The 17,064-nt window shown below is 50.9% G+C and carries 17 protein-coding genes; 7 read left to right on the top strand and 10 right to left on the bottom strand.

Going from position 1 to position 17,064, the window contains the following annotated elements:
- Window positions 1–203: 203 nt before the first annotated feature.
- From C1752_RS10980 to C1752_RS29705, 3 genes are all read right to left on the bottom strand, one after another.
- Window positions 204–941, bottom strand: a complete 738-nt coding sequence (locus tag C1752_RS10980) for an NnrU family protein (protein WP_110986150.1) — start codon at window positions 939–941, stop codon at window positions 204–206.
- The gene (locus C1752_RS10975; protein ID WP_110986103.1) at window positions 934–1,746 is read right to left on the bottom strand and encodes a YaaW family protein; all 813 of its coding nucleotides are present in this window, start codon (window positions 1,744–1,746) and stop codon (window positions 934–936) included. Before C1752_RS10975 ends, C1752_RS10980 begins: the two co-directional genes overlap by 8 nt.
- Window positions 1,747–1,892: 146 nt before the next feature.
- Complete coding sequence (locus C1752_RS29705) at window positions 1,893–2,027, bottom strand: hypothetical protein (RefSeq protein ID WP_274704510.1); 135 nt, start codon at window positions 2,025–2,027, stop codon at window positions 1,893–1,895.
- Between C1752_RS29705 and C1752_RS10970 the strand changes: the two genes are divergently transcribed.
- The gene (locus C1752_RS10970) at window positions 2,022–2,831 is read left to right on the top strand and encodes a sulfotransferase domain-containing protein (RefSeq protein WP_110986102.1); all 810 of its coding nucleotides are present in this window, start codon (window positions 2,022–2,024) and stop codon (window positions 2,829–2,831) included. The two genes, C1752_RS29705 and C1752_RS10970, sit on opposite strands and share 6 nt — an antisense overlap.
- Window positions 2,832–2,925: 94 nt before the next feature.
- Here the strand turns inward: C1752_RS10970 and C1752_RS10965 are convergent, their stop codons facing one another.
- Both C1752_RS10965 and C1752_RS10960 read right to left on the bottom strand, forming a co-directional pair.
- Complete coding sequence (locus C1752_RS10965) at window positions 2,926–4,284, bottom strand: DUF3747 domain-containing protein (protein WP_110986101.1); 1,359 nt, start codon at window positions 4,282–4,284, stop codon at window positions 2,926–2,928.
- Window positions 4,285–4,574: 290 nt separating this feature from the next.
- Window positions 4,575–5,117: a gamma carbonic anhydrase family protein gene (locus C1752_RS10960; RefSeq protein ID WP_110986100.1), complete on the bottom strand. Its 543-nt coding sequence runs from the start codon at window positions 5,115–5,117 to the stop codon at window positions 4,575–4,577.
- Window positions 5,118–5,482: 365 nt separating this feature from the next.
- Between C1752_RS10960 and C1752_RS10955 the strand changes: the two genes are divergently transcribed.
- The 5 genes from C1752_RS10955 (at window position 5,483) to C1752_RS10935 (ending at window position 10,083) form a co-directional block, all read left to right on the top strand.
- The gene (locus C1752_RS10955) at window positions 5,483–6,298 is read left to right on the top strand and encodes a hypothetical protein (RefSeq protein WP_110986099.1); all 816 of its coding nucleotides are present in this window, start codon (window positions 5,483–5,485) and stop codon (window positions 6,296–6,298) included.
- A 148-nt stretch (window positions 6,299–6,446) separates the two neighbouring features.
- Window positions 6,447–6,959, top strand: coding sequence for a TIGR02652 family protein (locus C1752_RS10950; RefSeq protein WP_110986098.1), 513 nt, complete (start codon window positions 6,447–6,449; stop codon window positions 6,957–6,959).
- 7 nt (window positions 6,960–6,966) lie between these two features.
- Window positions 6,967–7,413 carry a VOC family protein gene (locus tag C1752_RS10945; RefSeq protein WP_110986097.1) on the top strand — a complete coding sequence of 149 codons (447 nt, stop codon included), beginning with the start codon at window positions 6,967–6,969 and terminating at the stop codon, window positions 7,411–7,413.
- Between the two features lie 43 nt (window positions 7,414–7,456).
- Entirely contained in the window at window positions 7,457–7,999 is a 543-nt protein-coding gene (locus tag C1752_RS10940; protein WP_110986096.1) for a hypothetical protein, read from the top strand.
- A gap of 422 nt (window positions 8,000–8,421) precedes the next feature.
- Window positions 8,422–10,083, top strand: a complete 1,662-nt coding sequence (locus tag C1752_RS10935; protein WP_110986095.1) for a matrixin family metalloprotease — start codon at window positions 8,422–8,424, stop codon at window positions 10,081–10,083.
- Between the two features lie 252 nt (window positions 10,084–10,335).
- Here the strand turns inward: C1752_RS10935 and rpe are convergent, their stop codons facing one another.
- The 4 genes from rpe to C1752_RS28065 form a co-directional block, all read right to left on the bottom strand.
- Window positions 10,336–11,031 carry a ribulose-phosphate 3-epimerase gene (gene rpe / locus C1752_RS10930; RefSeq protein WP_110986094.1) on the bottom strand — a complete coding sequence of 232 codons (696 nt, stop codon included), beginning with the start codon at window positions 11,029–11,031 and terminating at the stop codon, window positions 10,336–10,338.
- Window positions 11,032–11,133: 102 nt separating this feature from the next.
- On the bottom strand, window positions 11,134–12,618 hold the full coding sequence (locus C1752_RS10925) for a site-2 protease family protein (protein WP_199464354.1): 1,485 nt from the start codon (window positions 12,616–12,618) through the stop codon (window positions 11,134–11,136).
- Between the two features lie 72 nt (window positions 12,619–12,690).
- Complete coding sequence (locus tag C1752_RS10920) at window positions 12,691–14,067, bottom strand: EAL domain-containing protein (RefSeq protein WP_110986092.1); 1,377 nt, start codon at window positions 14,065–14,067, stop codon at window positions 12,691–12,693.
- A gap of 30 nt (window positions 14,068–14,097) precedes the next feature.
- Window positions 14,098–14,280, bottom strand: a complete 183-nt coding sequence (locus C1752_RS28065) for a hypothetical protein (RefSeq protein WP_233501515.1) — start codon at window positions 14,278–14,280, stop codon at window positions 14,098–14,100.
- Between the two features lie 98 nt (window positions 14,281–14,378).
- Here C1752_RS28065 and C1752_RS10915 point away from each other — a divergent pair, with 98 nt between their 5' ends.
- Window positions 14,379–15,041, top strand: coding sequence for an NAD(P)H-dependent oxidoreductase (locus C1752_RS10915; protein ID WP_199464353.1), 663 nt, complete (start codon window positions 14,379–14,381; stop codon window positions 15,039–15,041).
- A 42-nt stretch (window positions 15,042–15,083) separates the two neighbouring features.
- Here the strand turns inward: C1752_RS10915 and C1752_RS10910 are convergent, their stop codons facing one another.
- The gene (locus tag C1752_RS10910) at window positions 15,084–17,060 is read right to left on the bottom strand and encodes a tetratricopeptide repeat protein (RefSeq protein WP_110986091.1); all 1,977 of its coding nucleotides are present in this window, start codon (window positions 17,058–17,060) and stop codon (window positions 15,084–15,086) included.
- Window positions 17,061–17,064 lie beyond the last annotated feature (4 nt).

Here is a 17,064-nt window from a genome sequence, read left to right as displayed (position 1 = left end):
TTTCACAGCACAACAATACCTTTGCTCAATGTAATTTCAGCCCATCCAGCAGATAGGCGCGTTGGACTGATGAGAACAACATCTTTAGGGATGCCAAATAGGTATTTATCAAAATTCAAAACTGATGTTTCAGGCTTGAAAAGGGTGCCAAGTTTTTGATAGGACTCTCGACAGCTATAAATCAGGCTAAGGCATCTACATTCTTACCCGGTTAGCTGGCTGACTTTTGCCGCCCCTGACATCATGGCTGGATGTGCCCACCAAATTAAACCGACAAAGAATGCCACGCCTAAATAGGAAGGACGAAAAAACTCTTGCAAGGCAAGCCGCTGACGGCCTTGCCAAATCGCCAAAAAGGGCACGATAGATGTTCGCGCTTTAGCCGCTTCAAAGGCAGAACCATAACGCTTGGCTAAACGGCGATCGCCATGCCAAACCGCAAATAAGTGGTACCCGACAAGGCCAAAACAAGTCGCTAACGTAAAGGTTGACCCGATCCAAAGGGCGTGGGCAATACACCAGATCACTTGTCCCACCATCTGCGGGTGGCGGGTAATGCGGATAATGCCGGTTTCGAAGAGGTGAACCTGGGGCTTTTGAATTGCAGCAATCTCTAGCAGGTTGAATGTAGCCGGATACAAAAACAAGAAGGAAATAACCGATAGGGTCCAAACGAAGGGTTTTACACCCGGTACGCTCTGTGCATGCCACAACTGCACGCCGTCATACCGATGGTTCAAGAAATAGGTAATCAACACCAGCGCGAGACTAATGCTGGTGAGGGCAAAGATAACGCGGTACCCCCGCGCCCCGATCTGTTTTTCGGCCCACATTCGTAGAGCGGCTAGTCCACTATGTGCGATCGCAAAAAGACCCAAGAGACCCAGAACAATAAAGTGAGAGGGTGCGTACCAGCTATGGGAATCGGCGAAATTAAGCAAGCTGCCAAGCTCCACCACGAATTAGGCGAATTTGAGCCAGGGTAAAAACAATCGGAATCACGCGACTGTAGTTCGTTGAGATTGTCCGCCATCCTAAATCAACAGCAAAACCGGCCCAGAGAGCCGATCCAATGACCGCACAAGCACCCCGAAGTGCACCATATCGTGCGGCATTAAGCGCCATTCCCTTCTTGGCGGCCTGCAGTACCATCTGTCCTTGGAGAGTCGCGGCAGTTCGACCGGCCTGATAAGTGGCGAAATGAGCCGCAAATTGACGGGCGACCTGCTGCAGAAGCAGCGGCCTGACGATAGAGCTAAGGGCTAGGGCGCTCCCGCCTTCTAAAAATAGCCGCAGGGAGTCGTCGTGGCAGTTGAGGGGAAGTGGCTCGGTGGCAGAGGCAGAAAGAGCCTCACGGATTCTACGCACTAAGCCCTGACGTTCTGACTGGGGAAGCTGTTTCCAGGTGCGACGCACGAGGTGTAAAAAGATTTCTGATTCTAATTCTGTGGTTTGCCAAGTGGGGGAATAGCGGAGCTTCAGGTAACGACACACCTGCACCAGAACCTGTCGATAGGTCACAAACTCAGTTTGTCCCTTAAGGACGGTGATACCGTCTGCGGCGAGGAAGCGGAACCGCTGTTCGATGGCCATCAGCCAGCCGTGGCGATCGCTGCACTGAACCGTATCGGCGCTGACCCCGTTGAGATAGTCGAGGGGGTTGAATTTGCGCTGAAAGAGAATTGTGGTCAGATCTTGAAGCTCGTCTTCGGTCGCTAGCTCAAGAGCCGATCTCAGCTCATCCATGTCCCGACACCCTTTGGGCAACTGCTCGATGCTATAGAGAATAACTGATTTGCGATCGCAAATGCGACTCTCTCTTGTCGCGAGTAATAATAAACAGCCATCGCCCAAGACACTTCGCAGATGCCGACACCACCACTACAATTGTTTCATGCCAGAAACGGCACAATGCTGGCGTTTTCATCAAGTCTGACTTGTGCCACCGTTTGCAGTGGCTGGTCGTGCATCACCTTGAGCAGATCCTTAACGGCTGGGGTTAGGGCAACAGAGAGAGCATCATGCATTTGATTTCTAAGATTTCTAACAAGGCACTCAAACAAGTGAGAGCTGCCAGAGCACAAAAGCCAATGGTTGGCTTCGTCATTGCCGGAACCCAGAAAGGTGGAACCACAGCTCTTGATTCCTTTCTACGACAGCACCCTGCAGTATGCATGCCAGCCAACGTCAAAGAGACTCATTTTTTCTACGAAGATCAGCATTTTGAAGGATTGAACCATCTCTTCGGGCCGGCCTATAGCCATTACCACAAATACTTCGTCCCTTCGCCGCAAACAAAAATAGTGGGTGAAGCAAGCCCCTCATATATGTGGTACGAGAAAGCACCTGAAAGGATGTACAAATATAATCCTGCACTGAAAGTAATCTTGATATTGAGGAACCCAGTTGAGCGAGCTTTCTCGCATTGGAATATGGCGACCATGAGAGAGTCAGAGAGCTTTGATTTTTTTGAGGCTATTCGGACGGAACGAGAACGCGCTCGCCCAAAACAGAATAGAACCATTTCATACATAGAGCGAGGTTTCTACGTTGCTCAAATACGAAGGATTCAACGATTTTTCCCGGACAGCCAAATCAAGATATTTTTGTCTGAAGATCTTCGATTATCGCATCAAGAAACTTTGCAGAAAATATATGAATTCCTAGAGATCTCTCCCGCCTCAGTGCCGCCACAAAAGATCGTTCACGAACGAACGTATGCGAAGAAAATCTCGGAAGAATCAGTCTCTTACTTACGTAAGATTTTTGAACCCGAAATCAAGCACCTTGAATTGATTATAGATAGAGATCTATCAGCTTGGTTGGCATAGCGACCGCTCTGCTGAGAGTGACAAATCGAAGGTCAGCGCAAATGTACTCCAGGCTGAACTTTGCCCCCCTCATCTATCAAAAATTGCGATAAAGCTAGCGCTGCTCTATTACACCATCAAAGCCGTTCTGAGACAGGAACTGAACCATGTTATCGGCCTCTCCTTGACTCTTGTAAGCGCCCACCTGCAGCATTGATTTCCCCTGATAACTGGCGCGAAACGCATCAGGAACCAGCGACTTCAGCGCGCCGTGCTGGGTAGAGTCCGCTGGGTTAACCAGCACCCGATAGCGATGGCTCACCCACGCAACTTGAATAGGTGGAGCTGGAGGACTGCCATCAGCCGGAATAACGCTGGCGAGTGACTGCCCTTGATAGACATTGGACCGACTCTGGGCATTCCCGAGGGGAATTTTACCGCCGGGAACTGGCAAGACGCCAGCCGTTAAGCGAGGGAGACCAGCTTGAGCGGACGACGCAGGTGCAGGAGGCTGATACTGGCGAGGGGCACGCGGCTCCAGTTGACGGGGCTGAGGCACCGGAATTTGAATCGGTGTGGTAAAGGGAGAGGCTGTCTTCGACGCCTGGGCAGGACGAGCAGCAGAGCTGCTGGAGCCAGCGAGACCGGGAACCTTGGGAGGAGAAAGCGGAATGCCCGCTTTCTTAGGCAACCCCGGTGTGGGCACAGGGATGCTAACGGGTTTCGTAAGGGCAACTTTAGAAGAGTTCTGCTCTTTTGATTTCTTCCCTGTCGCTTCGATGGCGATATTCTCCGCATCTTTCTCTGAGACATCAGACTGAGCATCCTTAGGCCGGTCGTATTCGACAGCAGCCAGCTTAGACTTCTCATCTGACGCGTTAGCGGTCTCCTTCTCTACTTCTTGAGCCGCAATATGAGTGGTCTCGGGGAATGCATCACGGGTGAGATAGACATGCCCAAGGGTTTTGCCGTCGTAAGCCCGCTTAGCAAATCGCCATCCCGGAGCCAGCTCAATCTTAAGGAATCCAGACCCAGACTGGGTTGTGCGTCCAATTTCTAGCTCCGGCGCCCGTGAGTCTTTATAGGAATAGCCCACTAAGGCCAGAACATCCCCCCGTTTTTTAACGGATAACTTGTAGTCCAGCCCTAAATCTTGACCGGCCACGCGGATGGAATAGCCATTGCTATCGGTGCTGCGACCGCAAATGCCTGTGAAGTCAAAATTGAGCAGCAGTGGATCAACAACGCCCTGAGCTGTATCTTCTTCCCAGCATTCTTTCTCGGCTGAGATCTGTTCCAAAATCAACAGGTTATGGCTGTTGCCCTGGGTCAAGGGAACTGCGATCGCAACAAATTTTTCCTGACTCACCTCCGTCTGTTCGAAAGTGAAGGCCGTAGCAGGCTGCGAACTAAATAAGAAGCCTAACAGCGAGCCAGCCAATCCAGCGACAACGCGCCCTGATAGATCCTGCATTTTAAAGTTACCCCTCTAATTCCACTGAGATGGATTTGTCGCTACACAAACTGTCCCGCAAATCAGTACAAAAGTAGGGATGCCTGTGGCGGGCCGATACATGCCGATTTATGCTATGGGATTTTACCCTACTTTTGGTAGAACGCAAGACCAGAAGACAAAACGTTAGCCTTTAGCATGCCCTTACAAAAACTCAATTCAACAAAATCGTGGGTAAATCAATAAATTACTGCTCTCCCTAAAGCAAAATAGCGCTGTTTTCAGCATTCATCTTGCTTCAACAATCCTGACTAACAAAATCCTAGATTTGTGCCCCGATTACTATGAACTAGCGCCAATTGCTCATAGCGGTGGGCATGTTCTATTAACTCTTCTGATTCGCGCTCGCCAAGGGTTCGCAGGGGCTTGGCAGGCACCCCCACCCAAAGAGATCGAGGCGGCACAGATTTAGACACCACGGCCCCTGCCCCAATAATGCTGCCCGCTCCTACACGGACGCCGTTTAAAATAATTGCCCCAATGCCGATCAAGCAACCTGTTTCAACATGAGCGGAATGAATCACAGCTCGATGCCCCACCGTGACGTAGTCTTCAATGATTGTGGGCTGTCCGGGATCGCCGTGGCAAATCGCGCCATCTTGAATGTTCGTGCAGCGGCCAATGGCGATCCGTTCCACATCGCCCCGCAGAACGGCACCGTACCAAATGCTGGCTTGGGATGCGATCTCAACCTCTCCCATCACCGTTGCATTAGGTGCCACAAACGCAGCCTGCGAGATATCCGGTGCGGGCCAGTAGCAGGGGGAATCGAGAGGCGACGGATTAATTGACATCACTTAAACACAACCAGCCAACGGCTCTAGCATACGAGACTTAGACAGCTCTCGTAATTCGTCATTTTCATTAACGGAAAGGAACTTCTTCAATTAGACATTTGCGGCATCAGATTAAAAATTTCATATGAGTTTTGGCCACCGTTGTAGAACTCACGCCGATACAAGGATAGTCGTCGTCTAACAGCTATGGCTTGAATCGGGACTAGATGGGTACCCTAGTACAGGTAAGCCCAGAAAATTCAAGGAAAATTGCAGGATTTTAGTTTTAGATTCCTCTTTGACCTGCTTATGAGCACTTCAGTTCATTCCCATCGCGATATTCTGACTAGGCTTGCAACTCAGATGTGTAGCTGTTTCAATTCATGCACTCAGACATTATCAGAGAAGCGCTCAAGCTCACCAGTGTTGTCGGTGTCGCCCTACTTCAACAAAATGCAGTTCCCTACTTCTGTGCCAAGGATCAATATCTCAATGGACAGCAGCAGCAGACCTTAGCCTGCCTGATTGGCAACATCATTGACAGCACGGCCAGTGGCCGGACAGCTTTTGAATTTCAGGTGATGGAGTATTACGCCTACGCTTACCCGCTCAAGCTTCAAGTGAATTTTGTTATTCTGGCTCGACAGCCCGATGTACGCATTAAGTTGTTGGGCGTGCAGCAATGGCAGTCTGTAACGGAAGACAATACGGAGCAGTTCATTGACTTCTTCAAAGCAGTGGAGCAGGAGAGTGAACTGAAGCGCAAGCAAGATGTTGAGGTCACTCAAGCGCCTCCTTCGCAGCCGGCTGATGCGACTGGCACTATTGAAGCATTGCTGCAGAGGCTCAACAGTCTGAGCCAGTCTGTGAGCAAATTCCTGGGCCCCCAGTTAACTGCTAGCTACTGGAAGGCCTCTCGACCTAAGTACACCTGGATCGAGAATTTTGAAGTTAACCACTTGGCTGAATTTACATTTACCGGTAACACTCAGGCTCTGGCCACTCCTGTCAATCATCTTTGCATTCGCCAGTGGACCCACGCTTTTATGTATCGGTGCTCTCAGATTATTCAGGATTTGCCTCAAAAGGTAGCACAGCACCAAGCCAGCCTTGGTCAAGAGCACCTATCCATTGTCCCCATTGGAAATCTCGCGAAGCTAGCCAGCCTTGAGCAAGAGAGCAGCCTTTTCTGGGACTAAAAAGTGCTGGATTTTCTACCTTCTCTGAGTGACCAGCGTCTGCCAATGGTCTATAGGTAAAGACCAATGGAGGCAGCAACTTTCGCCTTGAGGGTCAAGCAACACGGTTATAATGGGGGCAAGGCAGCATTTTTAGCCCTATTTCACTATGGCTTCGGCAAGCTTGCACTATCCTATCTTTGGCCCAGAAGTCTCCTGTCCGCATTGCCGACAGACAATTGCTGCACTGACTTTAACCGATACCTATCTCTGTCACCGGCACGGTGCGTTTGAAGCCGATCCAAAGACAGAAGAGCTGATCCACCTGCAGTCTGGGCGGCAGTGGCGGCAGTGGGAGGACAAGTGGTACCGCCAACATACGCATCCTGATGGCATTCGGTTTGAAATTCATGAAGCGTTAGACCGGCTCTACGCCCAAGGACAGCGAGCAACCCGAGTTATTATTGCCCATCGTTACCAACAGTTGATCAGTGCGTATTTAGAACGAACCACGCCTTGGTCAGGACCGAGTGACGATCAGAAGCCTTGTCTCTATGGTTTACCGGTGGTGTTTAGCCCTGATTCTGAGACAGCGCACCGGTGGCAGGTGATTAATTTCGATCTAGAGCATGAGCCTGGAGCACCTGTGCATTCACCCTATTCACGCTTTTTTGAGCCGTAGCTCTCCTATGCAGGGCCATCACACGTCTATCCGTACTGCTGATATTCACAGAGCCATTACGTTTTATCAAGTTCTTGGATTTGAAGTTCAAGAACGGTTTACGACTGGGTACACTTTGGCTTGCTGGCTGCAGGGCACTGCGGGACGTCTGGAGCTGATTCAAATCCCTCAACCTCACCCGCCCCCAGATGCCTTTAATGATCCCCATTATGTTGGATATTATCATCTCAGTTTCGATCTCACAGAGGCACTCAGGTCGACCGGCGATCTCACAACTTGGCTCACGCAGCTCACACAGCAAATGCATAACCAAGAGATAGATCTGCAGGTGCTGTTGCCGCCCTGCCGTCAAACGATTTGCGATCGCAACTATGAGGTCACATTCATTGCCGACACGGACGGCTTACCCCTAGAATTTTTGCTAGACCTAGGCCCTTGTCCCGAGGCTGACTGACGCGCCCCCTTGCTGACTCGGCTCTCTTACTGGAACATCAATCATGCTTGAAAGCTGTCCCCGCTGCTCCAGTCGCCTGGGGCCTCCACTCAAAACGGGTCGCCAGGTCTGCGCCGAGTGTGGCTGGTCCAGTGCACCGATGAGATCGCGAACGACACCACCCCCACCCCCGAAAACAGGCGTTGCCCACATTGTGCAGCTCTGTTGGCGAATTGTGCAGCGAGTCGTGCGGCTGAGCATCGCTTGGTTGAAAGAAAAATTCCAAGGCTATCAAGAGACACGGGCCAACAATTCAGTCAAACCGGGTCAAGTGATGGCCGGACTGAGCGATCGCCTATCGGCACTAGAGCAGTCTATTCCCACCTCCCCAAAAGCACCTTGGATCACCCCAGAAGAAGCCTTTGAAGCATTAGGAGGACAGATTGACAACCCCAACTCAGTGGTGCGAACCGTAAACGGACAGGCCGCCGTCTCCTTTGCTCGCTTTCGCGTACTGAAATCCGAGGCCGAGTGGCGCGCCTTCGGGTTCGAGATCGACAGCATCCGACGGGATGCAGGAAAATCCTGGATACGGCAGCTAGGCTAGAGAAATGAAGTCCTCTATCCTCAGTGAAAATCGGCAGACTGATACCCTATCACCCCGTCTATCAACAGAGTCAGAAAAGGGAAGATCAGGACACCACAAAGCCCGTTTCGGTGAATATACTCTCACGGAAAATTCACACTATTATTTTATTATTTTGCAGGAGTTAGAAAGCTCATTTTAACGCGCTAACTCCATGCCTAAGATCCTTGGGGGATTTAAGAGGCAAGGCATTTTTGTGATACTGATCCACAACATCTCATTAGCGAGCGCCAACAGAGTCAAAATCTAGTGCTTGCCTATGTTGCTGTGAGGCAGTATCAGTTTCCTGATATAGCTTGTTACCATCAAAGCGGTTTTTGTTGACATCAAAGACGCTTCGATATTGCAAGCGATTTTTTGTGGTGTTCTTAGGACATGAGGGTATGATTTCAGAAAGTTCTGTACTTGAATCAATTTCTCAAACATCAGAGACGATTGAATCAATTTTTAGAAGGTCGAATAATATCGATTTATCTGACGTATTACAAGAATTAGAAACGATAGATTTTAAAGAATCTGATACGTCAGATCTGTCAGATACACTATCTAGCTCCCTTGCAGCGGTAGAGACAACTTTTAACGACGTGAGTCAGGTCGATCTGTCGGATGCATTTTCATTCAAAGGCCTAGAGGCATTAAATACTCAAACACCAAATACTCAGACGCCTAGCCTTCACCTCAATGCCTGTAGCTGTGCGCAATGCTGTGGAGCCATAGACGCGGTCAACAATGGTGGCATCCCTAGCGCCAACTTCAATGCTGGGGGATCTAAATGGAACCAGCCCAATGGCAGCGGGTCTGCCGTCAACATCAGCTACTCCTTTGCCAATAGCTTTAACAACTTCAATGGCGTGAGCAGCAATGCCGCTAAAGATTTATTTGAAGAAGCCCTGGAAGTCTGGTCGGAGGTCGCGCCCCTAAACTTCACAGAAATTACAGACCCCGGCAACGGTAATGCCGTTGATATTCGGGTGCAAGGTGACTTTATTGATGGTCCGAGCAACACACTTGCCTTCGCCTTCTTCCCGCAGGGTGGAGACATTACCTTTGACAACGGCGACAATTGGAATGCCAGCCTGTTCCTAGAAACAGCCGTGCATGAACTGGGACACAGCTTGGGCCTCGGTCACGAATCAGGGGTTAATGCGATTATGAACCCCTCTATTCAGAATCGCTATAGCGGTCCTGGTACGGCTTTTCTATTGCAAGATGATATCAATGGCGTTCGTAGTATTTACGGCAGCGGCACAGGATCGGTTGATCCTCTAGGAGGGTCGCCAGCACCGACCCCAACACCACCGACCCCAACACCAACGCCTCCAACGCCTTCGCCGTCTCCCGATGTCATTAGAGGGAATGGTGGCAACAATCGCATCGTAGGAACCTCAGGCCGCGATACCATCCTTGGCTTAGGAGGGAACGACGAGCTACTTGGGCGCGGAGGCAATGATTTGCTGACCGGCAATCGTGGTAACGATACCGTACTGGGTGAGGCTGGCAACGACACGCTTTTGGGGGGCGACGGGCGCGACCAGCTCAGAGGTGGGGCCGGCAATGACCAGCTGCGAGGACGCTTAGGGAATGATTTGCTGAGAGGCGACCAAGGCCGGGATCAGCTCATTGGGAATCGGGGCCGCGACACTTTAGTCGGTGGCGCCCAGAGTGACCAACTCTTCGGCAATTCCGGCAATGATTTCCTGATCGGCGTTAATCCCAATGCGAGTCAACCTGGGGCAGGGGAAGTCGATACGCTGCGAGGCGGTAGTGGAGCGGACATCTTTGCCTTGGGCAATCGCCGCACGGTTTTCTATACCGACGGCAGTGGACCCGATTATGCTGAGGTCAAGGACTTTTCCATCGCTCAAGGCGATATCCTCCAGCTGAATGGAAGAGCCAGCAATTACTCTCTGGGTAATTCTAATTCCTTTAGCGGACTCCCAGCGAATGGGACTCTCATTATCAATGAGGTTGGTAATAGAGAGCTGGTGGCTGTAGTCCAGGGCGACGACTTCTCGCTCAATAGCAGCGCTGTGCGTTTCGTATAAATGCTCTGCTCAAGGTAAATAGGGGGTTGAGTCCACCGCGACACGTTTAAGACCCAATTGGCCCGCGCAAGATAGTCTTTGTATGAGGGTCAGTTGGGTCTCATTTGTTTCAGGAACGATAAAACAAAAAAGGAATGGGGCTATCCCCATTCCTTTAGAAATACTGTACGGCAGCAACCGGCTGAGTTAGAACAGCCTTTCAAAGCCATCAATAGAGTTTGGCCCTTGAGATGTTCTAATCAATGCGTCCCGCTAGACTGCGGCAAGCTCCGGTGCTGGCTGCTTGCTGTTACGGATCGACTCAATGGTGCTAGCGTAGTCGTCTGCCTTGAACACAGCAGATCCGGCAACAATGGCGTTGGCCCCCGCTTCTAGCACCTGCCAAGTATTGTTAGGCTTCAGACCACCATCCACTTCAATCCAGGGATCGAGTCCCTTTTCGTCACACATTTGACGCAGCTTACGAATTTTAGGAAGCACTTCGGGGATGAAGCTCTGACCGCCAAATCCAGGGTTAACGCTCATGATCAGAACCAGATCACAGAGGTCAAGCACGTACTCAATGGAGTCGAGTGATGTGCCAGGGTTGAGAACAACGCCCGCCATTTTGCCCAAGTTTTTGATTTGGCCCAGCGTACCGTGCAGGTGAGTGGTAGAGCTACTTTCAGCATGGACGGAGATAATATCGGCTCCGGCCTTAGCGAAGTCGTCGACATAGCGCTCAGGCTCCACAATCATCAGGTGAACGTCTAACGGCTTTTTAGTGACGGGCCGCAGCGCTTCAACAATTAAGGGACCAATGGTGATGTTTTGGACGAAGCGACCGTCCATGACGTCAACATGGATCCAGTCTGCACCAGCTTGATCAACCGCGCGAACTTCTTCGCCCAAGCGACTGAAGTCAGCAGATAAAATAGAAGGAGAAACAACGGTGGATTTTTGAGACATAGCGGCAACCTATGATTAAGGGGCTTTTTTATTAGCTTTTGTTGTAGCCAGTTTAACAAAATCTTCAGCATTGCCCTAGGGGCACAGGAAACTTTCATTGATTTAGCCACCCACACCCAGGCGACCCGCGACGCTGGAGCTGAAGGGGATCAGAACTGCGGCCATTAAGAACAGGGCAACAAGGCCAAGAACGGCTCGAGTGTCGTCTGGTTCTGACAACTCATTGAGGCTGGGGCGCTCTAGATCGCGCTGCAGGAACAAAACAACAATGGCCCAGTACAGCGATAGCGGATTGATCAGGGATGCGATCGCAAGCACAATTAGGGTCACGGCAGTGGCTCTCCCGGTGACGCGGCGGCCATAAATGGCCTGGGTAATTCGTCCACCATCAAGACGACCGGCAGGCATCAAATTGAGGGCCGTAATAATCAATCCAATCCAGCCCACAATCACCAGCGGATGCACGAAAACAGTCTCAGCCTGCAGCGTATCGCCCAGGCCCAGGCGAGCCAGTGTGCCCACAAGGATAGAGCCGCGAAAGAAGGGAGACGGCACCGCCAGCGGGCTGCTTTCACCAGAGAGCGTGAAGCCAAACATTAATAAGAGTAGGGAAAAAATGCCCCCGGCAGCAGGGCCAGCGATGGCAACATCGAAGAGAGCCGTCCGGTTAGGGACGAGGGATTCAAAGCGATTGAATGCACCAAAGGAGCCAAGCTGCAGGGCCGGGAAAAAGAACGGCCAGCTTAGTTTTACGTTGTGGCGGCGGGCTAACACTTGGTGCCCCACTTCATGCACCACCAGAACGCTGAAGATTCCGAGGCCGATGGGTAGCGCTTCTGATAAACGCTCGGGATGCTCAATGGGATTGAACGACATCAAGAGTGAACCCGTGACTAAGCAAGTGCCGAAGGTTGCGATCGCAAGTAACACCGCAAAAAACTTTTGAATGGTGTTGGCCACCTGCGGCTTGTTGCGGCTAGGCAGCACGATCACCACCGGTTTACCGTCAGGATTAGCGACCAGAAAGAGATAGTACTGCTCTCCCAAAACATCGGCGAGCTTTTGGGTCAGTTCTGCATAGACCGCATCAGTCTCACCCCGAAGATTGCCCTGAAAAATAACGCCGTCCTGGTAGGGAATGGTCTCCGTCGAGAAAAACGTATCTACGCCGAAGATTCCCTGCATTGCCTGTAGATCTTCTGCTGGAACCGGTGGGGGCTGCTCTGGCTCAATCGTGATGATCGGTTTGCGCGCCCGCACTTGGTCATCACTTTGGTCAGCCTTGCTCGTCCCAGAATCACCTTCTGTCTTGAGAGGAAGGGGGGAACGCGTCTGTTCTTCGTCAGCCAGCCGCCGCACCTTTTTCCCCAGCCAGATATACAGACCCAACGAGAGGACAGTCAGCCCCAGAACAGCCACAATACTCATCGGCAAGCCAAGGCTGAGTAAGCCAAAGAAAATCAGCCAGGGCCCCACCAAGGCCACGGACTGGAACCACGTCAATAGCCCCATCTCTCCTAAGGGTCTGGCGCGATAATACCCCCACCCCAAAAGCGCTAGGGAAGCTAAAAAAAGTACAGCAGTCATGTTGTTTAACGATCCTGGGCGCAGCATAGGGCTTCAGGCACATCTTACCCTGAGCCAGGATCAGCGAATGCCTTAGCGCAGAGTTTGCTGCAGCAGTGGCCCTAAGCAAGAGAGGTGATCCTGCCATCGCTTAGCTGGAGAGTGAGCTGCCGCCTCAAACGCAGCCGGTGACTCTAGGGCAAAAATAATCTTAACCGCCAGCCGGTCACGGTATTGCTGGATCCACTGCTCTTGCCGGGGAGAACCCACCGCCATTGCTAGCACCGTTGCCCCCGACCGGTTGATGCGGTCCACAATTTCAAGGCATTCTTGCTCATTCTGCTCAAAGTCGACCGAGGGGATATAGGTATCGCGCACCATCTGACGGCCCATTTTCTGATTGATGCTGTCCTTGGCATCTGCCCCTAACAAAAACAGGGTGATCTCTGGATTTGTCTGATGGTAGGTACAAAAAGCAGGGAAAACATGGGACAGCTCGGATGCGCTCGACGGCCCAAGGAGCTGGTTAGCGAAGGGGAGAGAATTGCGATGGCCAAAGGCCGGTCGGAGACCATCGCAAACCCGATAGTCCGCCACGCTATAAGACTGGGCAAAGGCAGGGTCTTTCCGCAGGTTTATAATCTGCTCACGGCTGGGCACGCACACCACCCCAGCCGTGAGCTGCTCAAAGAGTTCTTGCTGCGAGAGATGATCCATCGGGACACCCCAAACATCGATCTTTCCCGTCTGCCAGGGCTGACAGCTGGGGGGCTTGAAATGATACCCCTGAGCTGAATCAAAGCTTAACTGATGCATCGCACTGCAGCGACGGGCATCAATGGATTTCGCCCCGGCAGATTGCTCAAAGAGATCACTGGTCTCAATAATAGTTTGCGTCAGCTGGGACTGCTGCCAACATTCATCAGCGGCTTCAATTAAGTGCCCATCAACCTTGATCGAGCTAACGTTAAGCTTTTCCCACTCCAAAAAAGTCAGGTACTCATTGGAAAAACCATCCAGAATGACAGCACAGCCAATTGTTTTTAAGTCTCGGATCAGTGCGATCGCATTGGCAAGATTTTGGGCAATGCTTTGCTCTGACAGCTCAAAGTGAAGCTGCCCCGGATGCACCTGAAAATGAGTAAGCTGCGCGTAGAGGTGCTCCACAAACGCACTGTCTTGACACACCTGATCAGAAAGATTAATCGAGAGGCTGAGTTGGGGATGGGCCACGAGCGTTTGAATCGCCTTCTGAATCACCACGCGATCGAGCCAGCCAGGGCGCTGATCGTGGGCAAACAGAGCCATAAAATCATGGGGCCGATAGAGCTTCCCAGCAGTATTCCGCCACCTGAGCAGAACTTCGTTGTAGAGAACAGCCCCGCTGTTGATGTCGTAGATCGGCTGATACCACAGCTCAAATCCCTGCGTATTAAATCGAGGCAAGGAGGGGGCTTCGCTTGCTAACATCTCAGTTCACTCATACCCAGCAACCCCACCCTAGCCCCTTGCCGTGGCTATCGCCTGAGTAAATTCACCTAAATCACTCTGGTCAGAGGTTGTTTTCGATGCCGCTTCATGCTGAGTTGTCTCAACACCGCTCCCAGACAGACAGTCTAAAGCTTGAGTTGAGGGCCGAAGAGAACTTAAAACGGCTGTGGAGATTGTGACGACTTCGGGCACTGCTTTTTCTCTAGGCTTTGACATCCAGAATACGGCAGGAACCATGCCACTCGAATATAATCAGCACCAGTCCCTATCTTTGGTTTTGGAGTCCCCCATTGTCTGAGAATCAGCCCCAATTCATCTCAACTGAGCAACTTCTTGCTCATCTACAGTGGCGCTATGCCGTTAAAAAGTTTGACCCAACCCGCAAAATCGCCTCAGCCGACTGGCATGTTCTAGAGCAAAGCTTGATTCTGTCGCCTTCTTCCTTTGGACTGCAGCCCTGGAAGTTTTTCGTCATCAACACGCCAGAGATCCGTAAGCAACTCGTCGAGCATTCCTGGGGGCAAGCGCAGGTGGTAGATGCTTCTCATCTTGTGGTACTGGCGCTGAAGACAGGTGTTGATGAAGCTTATGTGGATCAGTTCATTGCCCGCACAGCAGAGGTACGCCAAACGTCTGTAGAAGATCTAGCGCCGTATGCCAAGGTGATTAAGGACTTTCTTAACCGCATGTCACCGGAAGATCTCAGTGCTTGGGCACTGCGGCAGGTCTACATTGCCTTGGGGCAGTTAATGACAAGTGCGGCCCATCTGGGGATTGATGCCTGCCCGATGGAGGGGTTTGTTCCTGACCAGTATGATCAGGTGCTGGGTCTAACCGAAAAGGGCTATGCGGCGGGGGTTGTCTGCGCGATGGGCTATCGTGACCCGGCTGACCCCTATGCTGATTATGCGAAGGTGCGCTACACCCAAGATCAGATGATTGAGGTGCTGTAGAACGGATCTCTGCTGATAGCAATCACCTCGTATCTGAGTGGGTTAAGCATCGATGATTTCTTTGAGCTGCTCAGGATGTTTGTTCAAGAGCTGAGACACTTTTGCAAGAAAGTCATCATCGGGATACTCCTGGCAAAAGCGCTTCAGATTTCTAGAGGAAATCTCTAAGCTATCTGGGTCATTAAGCTCCATTGTAATTCGTAAGTCTTGAAGATATAAAGCTTGTGCAGCTGCGATGTCAGCTAAGGTCTCAGCAATTTTACCCATCTGAAAATAAGTACTCGCCTGTCCATTACGATTATTGGTTTCAATCTTGGTATCGAGTGCTTGTTGGTAATAAGCACGGGCTTGCTCATATTTTCGTAGCTCTTCAGCCACCCGTCCTAACTGGTGATAGGTGCTTGCTTGTCCATTGCGATTGTTGGTTTCAATATCGATCTCAAGGGCTTGTTGGTAATAGGCACGGGCTTGCTCATATTTTCGTAGCTCTTCGGCCACCCGTCCTAACTGGTGGTAGGTGCTTGCTTGACCATTGCGATTATTGGTTTCAATAGCGATCTCAAGAGCTTGTTGGTAATAGGCACGGGCTTGCTCATATTCCCGTAGCTGTTGGGCCACCATGCCTAGCTGGTGATAGGTGCTTGCTTGTCCATTGCGATCATTAGTTTCGATTTCAATATCGAGAGATTGTTGGTAATAGGCACAAGCTCGCTCATATTCTCGTAGCTCTTCGGCCACCCGTCCTAACTGGTGGTAGGTGCTTGCTTGACCATTGCGATTACTAGTTTCAATGGCGATCTTGAGGGCTTGTTGGTAATAAGCACGGGCTTTCTCATGTTCTCGTAGCTCTTCGGCCACCATGCCTAGCTGATGGTAGGTGCTTGCTTGTACATTGCGATTATTAGTTTCGATCTCAATATTGAGAGCTTGTTGGTAATAGGCACAAGCTCGCTCATATTCCCGCAACTGTTGGGCCACTATACCTAACTGGTGGTTGGTGATCGCTTGTCCATTACGATTATTGGTTTCGATCTCGATATTGAGAGCTTGTTGGTAATAGGCACGAGCTTGCTCATATTCTCGTAGCTGTTGGGCAACTATGCCTAGCTGATGGAAGGTGATAGCTTGTAGATTACGATTATTGGTTTCAATAGCGATCTCGAGGGCTTGTTGGTAATAAGTCCGCACTGATTGATAGCGTCGGCAATCGAGGAGTATGCCTCCCAGTTTGAAAAAAGTCTCAGCTTCTGTTGAGCGCTGCTTATGAATCCTTGCCTGTTTGAGTACCTGTTCGTAAGCATCAAGGGCTAACGCATAGGCTGCCTGCTGATGATAGGCATCTCCTAGGTTGCGATAGAGCGTTGTCAAAAGGGGAGATTGCTGATTTTGGTGACGTAGCTCAGCAATTTGTTGCTTTAAGTCTTCGATTTTACGAGCTGCCTGGTTGTCTAGATTCTGTTCACTGGAGACATGATGGCCTGATGGCACAGGGTAGAAAGTTTGGTCAATTTCACTCTTATTAGCTTCAAACTCAAAAACCCCACTGCGCCAGCTCCAGAAATCGGGTGCCTGCTTGGCTAAACCCGTAGCGACAGCATCAGACAACCAAATCACCACCGGGAAATCGAATTGCCGTAGGGATTCCCGAGTCCACTGCAGCGAGAAAAAAAACTTTTCCTGTTCAGACTTATCCTCAGCTAAGCGGACCTCAAACAACTGCGACGCCCCCAGAACGGTCACTACGGCAGAGACCTCTGATTTAAGGGCCGGGTTACAGCTGACTAACGTCTCTAAGGCTACTTTGAGGCTAGGGGCCTTGGGATTAAGTCCCGTTCGATAGGGGGTAATCCCCTGATCAGAAAGAGTCGTTTCATATTCGTGGATAAGCGTTTCTCGAAGATCGCGATGATCACAAATCGCTAAAAACAAATCGAGCTTCTGCACACTGGCCCGAATCGAAAGCACTAGCTTGGTCAGTTCGCGCTGATTGAGAGAACTTAATTCTGTTTGCATCACCATGACA

The sequence above is a fragment of the Acaryochloris thomasi RCC1774 genome (genome assembly GCF_003231495.1).
Classification (GTDB): domain Bacteria; phylum Cyanobacteriota; class Cyanobacteriia; order Thermosynechococcales; family Thermosynechococcaceae; genus RCC1774.
The sequence above is the reverse complement of the archived record's forward strand: the minus strand, read 5'-3'. Positions and strand labels throughout refer to the sequence as shown.

Bases quoted from the DNA above. Each gene is read 5' to 3' on its own strand.
- rpe (WP_110986094.1), bottom strand. From the start codon at position 11,031: ATGTCTCAAAAATCCACCGTTGTTTCTCCTTCTATTTTATCTGCTGAC.
- C1752_RS10925 (WP_199464354.1), bottom strand. From the start codon at position 12,618: ATGACTGCTGTACTTTTTTTAGCTTCCCTAGCGCTTTTGGGGTGGGGG.
- C1752_RS10960 (WP_110986100.1), bottom strand. From the start codon at position 5,117: ATGTCAATTAATCCGTCGCCTCTCGATTCCCCCTGCTACTGGCCCGCA.
- C1752_RS10955 (WP_110986099.1), top strand. From the start codon at position 5,483: ATGCACTCAGACATTATCAGAGAAGCGCTCAAGCTCACCAGTGTTGTC.
- C1752_RS10935 (WP_110986095.1), top strand. From the start codon at position 8,422: ATGATTTCAGAAAGTTCTGTACTTGAATCAATTTCTCAAACATCAGAG.
- C1752_RS10970 (WP_110986102.1), top strand. From the start codon at position 2,022: ATGCATTTGATTTCTAAGATTTCTAACAAGGCACTCAAACAAGTGAGA.
- C1752_RS10975 (WP_110986103.1), bottom strand. From the start codon at position 1,746: ATGGATGAGCTGAGATCGGCTCTTGAGCTAGCGACCGAAGACGAGCTT.
- C1752_RS29705 (WP_274704510.1), bottom strand. From the start codon at position 2,027: ATGCATGATGCTCTCTCTGTTGCCCTAACCCCAGCCGTTAAGGATCTG.
- C1752_RS10940 (WP_110986096.1), top strand. From the start codon at position 7,457: ATGCTTGAAAGCTGTCCCCGCTGCTCCAGTCGCCTGGGGCCTCCACTC.
- C1752_RS10920 (WP_110986092.1), bottom strand. From the start codon at position 14,067: ATGTTAGCAAGCGAAGCCCCCTCCTTGCCTCGATTTAATACGCAGGGA.
- C1752_RS10950 (WP_110986098.1), top strand. From the start codon at position 6,447: ATGGCTTCGGCAAGCTTGCACTATCCTATCTTTGGCCCAGAAGTCTCC.
- C1752_RS10965 (WP_110986101.1), bottom strand. From the start codon at position 4,284: ATGCAGGATCTATCAGGGCGCGTTGTCGCTGGATTGGCTGGCTCGCTG.
- C1752_RS10910 (WP_110986091.1), bottom strand. From the start codon at position 17,060: ATGGTGATGCAAACAGAATTAAGTTCTCTCAATCAGCGCGAACTGACC.
- C1752_RS10945 (WP_110986097.1), top strand. From the start codon at position 6,967: ATGCAGGGCCATCACACGTCTATCCGTACTGCTGATATTCACAGAGCC.